This is a genomic window from Collinsella aerofaciens (assembly GCF_015552075.1).
GTDB lineage: Bacteria > Actinomycetota > Coriobacteriia > Coriobacteriales > Coriobacteriaceae > Collinsella > Collinsella aerofaciens_Y.
Genome location: NZ_JADNDZ010000089.1, coordinates 1 through 5,705, shown reverse-complemented (window position 1 = coordinate 5,705; position 5,705 = coordinate 1). Strand labels below are relative to the sequence as shown.

Here is a 5,705-nt window from a genome sequence, read left to right as displayed (position 1 = left end):
ACTGTACGTCGCGGCCGGTCATCCAAGAGGCGCCGTCGGAGGAAAAGAGCGGTTCGGCCTTGGCGTAAATCTGAATCCAGAGCTCTGACAGGCTATTTCGAAGCGCCATCTCGTTCTGCGGCTGTTGAAGATCGTGGTTAAAGGAGCTCTTCAGCAAATCGATAAAGGGCATATCGCCGGGGTTGGTGGGCGACCATTTGAGCATATCGACGCCTCGACATTGCAGTAAAGGATTGATGTAGCGCTTTTGAAGGCGTCCCGCGGGATCGCCGAGCATTGACGGTTGAAAGATATGCAGCAGTTGAATTGCCGGCGCCGAATTGGGTGATTGCAGGGTGCTGTGCAAAACGCCGCCGTTGATAAAGCCGGCGGACCCTTCCTCAAAGCGCATGTGCTCATGAGTCGCATGCGTGCGATAGTCAATTGCTCCCTGTTCCATGTAGAAAAGCTCGACTTCGGAATGCCAATGCCAGGGGACGGAATTGCCCGGATAGCGAGCGAATTCTGCGCGTTCGGCAATATAGGGCCAGTCTTCGGCGGTCTCGGGAAAGGCTTCCTCGCGTCCTCCGCGGTGCAATTCTATGTGATCCATGTTTCGCATGGCATCAGTATAAAGCGCGATGGGCTTAGATTGCCCTTGCCTGTTCGGGGAACGCCTTGTCTAGGGATGCTTGGAGCTTTTCGAACGATGCTCGCAAGTTGTGGCTCTGGTTTGTTGAGCGTTTGGCTTTTGTGGCGGGGGAGTCGAGGAGACTGTTTCTCTGTGTCGGGGGGAAGGAGAAAAGGTTTGCATATTTTAGGGATGGCTGCTGTGTTGCGTCATTGGAAGAATGCATGCTTATGCGGCCTCCTCGATGTCCACCAAAAGGTTGCGCACGGGGTTTGCTGCTAGGTCCCGTGCGTTGGCAGCATTATGCCGCGGCTGTTGCAAAGAATCGCTAAAGAAAAGCTTAATGAGGTTTGACGTTGCGATGAAACCGCAGGTCAAAGCTATCGAGTAACACTCTTGAAAGGTTTTGGACTTAAGGGCTTTCTAAGGTTTGTGACGTGGATGTGGCTCGCCTGTGTGGGGCGTGTGGACGGCTCGTTCCTAGCGCTGCGGTGCGGCGGCGCGCACCTGCTCGATGACCTTTTCCATCGTGGCGTCGATGCGGTCTTTCTTGAGCTCACATTCCCAGATGGTTATAGGCGTCCAGCCCATTTGAGTGAGTGTTGCCACGGCAGCGCGGTCGCGCTCGACGTTGCGACGGAACTTTGCCTCCCAAAACTCAACGTTGCGCTTGGGCTGGCTAGGGTTGCACTTGGGGCAGCGATGCCAAAAGCAGCCGTTGACGAAGATGGCGATCTTGCGTCCGGGAAAGGCGATATCGGGCTTGCCGGGTACCTTCCATTCCAAACGATAGCCCGTAAGGCCCGCGGCGCGCAGGCGCTGGCGAACGAGCAGCTCGGGTTTGGTGTTCGCACGCTTGTTGCCCTTCATGGACTTTTTTATAGCGGCGCGACGGCGCACGAGTTCACGCTCGTCGGCGGAAAGGCCCGAGGTGTCGATGCCGTCGAGCAGGCCGGGCTTGGGGCGCTTTTCGCTGCGGCGCTTGGCTTTGCGCTTGGGTTTGGTAACGGGCTCGTCGGCTGTGGTGGACTCGGTGTCGTTGGCGGCGTTAGCCTCAAGCCGATCTTCCTTCAGCTCAATCAGGGCATCGATAAGCCCCTTGTCGGCGGGCATCCATTCCACCGTGGCAAGCGAGGCGCGCGGAATCCAGCGGATATCGAGCTGTCGGTCATGTTTCTGAGGCTCATCGGATTCATCGGCGAGCGAGCAGTAGTAGCACTCCATGGAGAGATGAAAATCGGGGTAGTCATACTCAACGGTATAGAAATCGCGCAGGTTGGTAACTTTTACCTGCAGCTCTTCCATGAGCTCGCGGCGCACGGCGTCTTCGGGTGTCTCGCCGCGCATGAGCTTGCCGCCCGGGAATTCCCAAAGTCCTTGCATGTCGCCGTAGCCGCGCTGCACGGCAAGCAGCTCATCGGATCCTTCTTTGCGAATGATCCCAGCGGCAACATGAACAGTCTTCAACAGGAGTCCTCTCTCAATATCATCACGTGACAGGCTAGCTACCCCTACCTTACACAACGGTAAGGCAAGCGTAAGCCATATCGATGGTAGCTGACTCGTCTTCTTGCGACTATAGATGCCGTAGACTAATCGCAAGAAAGGACTCGGTATGCAAACCACGCACATGGCGACCCCGGTACTGGAGGTCGCGCATCTCGAAAAGGTATATGGAGCGCTGGGCAACGTGACCCGCGCGCTCAACGACGTCAGCTTTACGGTCAACCGCGGCGAATTTGTTGGCATCATGGGCGCTTCGGGCTCGGGCAAGTCGACGTTGCTCAACTGCGTGTCGACCATTGATAGCGCCACGAGCGGCACCATCCGCATCAACGGCCAGGACGTGACGCGCATGAAGCAGGCTAAGCTTTCGCAGTTCCGCCGCGAAGAGCTCGGCTTTATCTTCCAGGACTCCAACCTGCTCGATACGCTCACGGCACGCGAGAACATCGCCCTGCCGCTCACCATTGCCCGCACAAACTCGGCAGAGATCTCGACCCGCGTGCAGGATGTGGCCGCGCGTCTGTCTATCAGTCAGGTGCTCGACAAGTATCCCTACCAGATGTCCGGCGGTCAGCAGCAGCGCGTTGCCGCGGCCCGCGCGCTCGTCACCGACCCCACCATGATCATGGCCGACGAGCCCACCGGCGCCCTCGATTCCAAGAGTGCCCGCCTGCTGCTCGAGAGCCTGGAGGCCCTCAATCGCCGCCTGCGCGCCACGGTGCTCATGGTCACGCACGACAGCTTTGTCGCCAGCTACATGAGCCGTGTGCTGTTTATTCGCGACGGCAAGATCTTCACCGAGCTGCGCCGCGGCGACACCGACCGCCGAGAGTTCTTCGACCGCATTATGGAGGTCGTTGCCATGATGGGCGGTGAGGGCTCCGATGCTCTGTAAACTCGCTTGGGGCAACGTCCGCCGCGCCGGCCGCGACTACCTCGTCTACTTGCTGACGCTCACCCTGGGCGTCACGGTCTTCTATGCCTTTAACACCATCTCGATGCAGGTCGACATCGCCGGAATCGATGAAGAGGGCTTGGCACAGGTTATGGGCAGCATGCTCGGCGACCTGACGTACTTTTTGGCCGGTGTCATGGCCTTTTTGATGGTGTATGCCAATAACTTCATCATGAAACGCCGCAAGAAGGAGTTTGGCCTGTACCAGGTGCTCGGCATGGGGCGCGGGCGCGTCGCCACGATTATGGCGCTCGAGACGGTGATCGTTTCGGTCGTGGCCTTTGTCGCCGGCATTGTGCTGGGTGTGGGACTCTCCCAGCTCATGACGTTCTTTACGGCCTCGCTCTTTAAGACGCAGATTGCCAATTTCCACTTCTTTTTCTCGGTGCATGCGTTCAATCTGACCCTTGCCTGCATGCTCGTAATGTTTGTGCTCACGCTACTGCTGAACCTTCGCGCCGTGCGTCGTACCAAACTCATCGAGCTTATGGGTGCCGAGCGTCGCAACGAGAGCATCAAGACACGCAACCCCTGGATTGCGATTGCCATCTTTGCCGTGGGCGTGGTGCTTGTGGGCGTGGCCTATTACCGTCTGCTACGTGATGGGTTCCCGCTAACCGCGACGGACAGCAAGCTGCAAGAGGCCATGAACCAGTTTGGTATTACGACCGCTATGGTTACCGTGGGCACCTTTGCCCTGTTCTGGGGACTCTCGGGCATGCTCATCAAGCTGCTGCAGAGCCTGCGCGGCGTGTATTGGCGCGGCCTCAACATGTTTACCGTGCGCCAGCTTGCGGCCAAGGTCAACACGGTGTGCTTTTCGATGGGCGTCATCGCGATGCTCCTGTTTTTGGCCATCACCTCGGTGACGTGCGGTATGTCAATTGCCAACGTGATGAATGAAAACCTGGAGCGCTATAACCCTGTTGACGTGTCTCAGAGGTATGTTTATTACACGCCCGATACGCTCGACTACTACAAAGGGTACAAAGGGTATGTCAATCCGTCTGAGGCCGATCGCATGGTGTTGGCCGATACAACGGTCGATTTGTACCCTGCATGGCACGGCAAGGGCAAGTCGGCGGACAACAACGACGAGACCGGCAAGAAGGTCGATATCGCCGATGTTGCCGGTGAGCATGTGCAAATCGATTCGTATCTGAGTTACCCGTTTGGCGGCTCGAATCCTTCGGTGACTCCAAGTGAGATGTGCAAGACCATGGGCGAAAAGCTTCCCAAGGCGTTCGGGGGTGGCAATGCCGATACGATGGGTCTGTTTGTGACGCCGGCGAGCCAGTACAACAAACTGCGCCAGATGATGGGCGAGGAGCCGGTGCACATCGGTCACGACCAGTATCTGCTCACGTGTGATATGGGCGGCGAGCTGGTCGACCTGTACACCAAGTATATGGCTGGCGGCCATGCCCTTACCTTGGGCGGGCATGAGCTCAAGCCCGCAACCGATAAGTCGGACGAAGATACGGCGGCCATCGCCAACTCGGCGATGGGCAGTAATCCGGGCACCGTGGTCGTAGCCGACGAGCTGTTGTCCCAACTTAATCTGCAGCCGTATTCCAGTAGCCTGCTCGTTAACTACAAACAGGGGATGAATACGACCGAGGCAGACGAGAGCATTAAATACACTGTGCTCGACAATCTGCTCGTTGACGGCAAGGAGCCGGGGTCGTGGGGAACCTTCATCACACGCTCCGAGATGTACACGCAAGCAGCGCAAATGAACGGTCTTATTAGCTACCTAGCCATCTACATCGGCTTTGTATTGGTCGTTGCATGCGCGGCGATTCTGTCGATTCAGCAACTCTCCAACGTGGCCGACGGCAGCCGCAGCTATCGTGTGCTGGCGCAGATTGGCTGTGACGACCGCCAGATTCGCCATTCGGTGATGGCACAGCAGGCGGTATTCTTCCTGTTCCCGCTGGCAGTGGGCCTGGCGCACTCCTTTGTGGCACTTAAGGTGATCATCGAGATGGTGAGCATATTCGGAAATATGAGCATCGGCGGCACCGTGGGCCTCACCTGCGCGATCTTCCTGGCAGCCTACGGCGGCTATTTCCTGGTGACCTACCTCATGAGCACCGGCATGGTACAAGCCGCCATAGCCACCCGCTACAGCGAGTAACAAGCGGGCAAAACCGTCGCAAAATTAGAGGCGTATGACCGCCGCGAAGGGACCAGGGGCCCTTTCGCGGCGGTTTTTGCCAATCTGGTGCGTCTCAGATACAAGTGAGTAGACTTTTTTGAACCTGCCGAGCACATCGCGACAAATGATCTATAAAACTGCAGGTCAGAGCTGTGGCGTTTTAGGGCGTGCTCGGCCTTCTGCAAAAAGCCTACTCACTTGGTTTTTCTGCTAGAAGACCGCCACGAGGGAAGGCAACTCCCCCGGGTAGTCGTTGGGGACGTTCTTAATCGACTGGCCGTTGGGGACGTTCTTGTTTGACTAGTCAAGCAAGAACGTCCCCAACGGCCACCCAAGGAGTGTCCCAAACTGCCGGCAGAAAAGGAGCGTCCCTAACTGCCACATCCGGAGCAAGATAACGCCGCAGGTAGAGGACGGACAGCGAGCGGGTCGCATTTGAGACAAGGTGACGTGAAACGAAAGGGCGCTGACCT

The 5,705-nt window shown here is 57.4% G+C and carries 4 protein-coding genes; 2 read left to right on the top strand and 2 right to left on the bottom strand.

Translation table 11 applies throughout. The features are described 5' to 3' along the window. Together I2D41_RS06865 and vsr are read right to left on the bottom strand one after the other, a co-directional pair. On the bottom strand, window positions 1-592 hold a 592-nt coding region (locus I2D41_RS06865; protein ID WP_195364008.1), incomplete at its 3' end, for a cupin domain-containing protein. A 498-nt stretch (window positions 593-1,090) separates the two neighbouring features. Then, a complete protein-coding gene (vsr, locus tag I2D41_RS06860; protein WP_195364007.1) occupies window positions 1,091-2,077 on the bottom strand; it encodes a DNA mismatch endonuclease Vsr in 987 nt (328 codons plus the stop codon). A 148-nt stretch (window positions 2,078-2,225) separates the two neighbouring features. Here vsr and I2D41_RS06855 point away from each other — a divergent pair, with 148 nt between their 5' ends. Next, the gene (locus tag I2D41_RS06855; protein WP_271741674.1) at window positions 2,226-3,011 is read left to right on the top strand and encodes an ABC transporter ATP-binding protein; all 786 of its coding nucleotides are present in this window, start codon (window positions 2,226-2,228) and stop codon (window positions 3,009-3,011) included. Continuing rightward, on the top strand, window positions 3,001-5,211 hold the full coding sequence (locus I2D41_RS06850) for an ABC transporter permease (RefSeq protein ID WP_195364006.1): 2,211 nt from the start codon (window positions 3,001-3,003) through the stop codon (window positions 5,209-5,211). The genes I2D41_RS06855 and I2D41_RS06850 overlap by 11 nt, the downstream gene beginning before the upstream one ends. The last annotated feature ends 494 nt before the right edge of the window (window positions 5,212-5,705 follow it).

Bases quoted from the DNA above. Each gene is read 5' to 3' on its own strand.
- I2D41_RS06855 (WP_271741674.1), top strand. From the start codon at position 2,226: ATGCAAACCACGCACATGGCGACCCCGGTACTGGAGGTCGCGCATCTC.
- I2D41_RS06850 (WP_195364006.1), top strand. From the start codon at position 3,001: ATGCTCTGTAAACTCGCTTGGGGCAACGTCCGCCGCGCCGGCCGCGAC.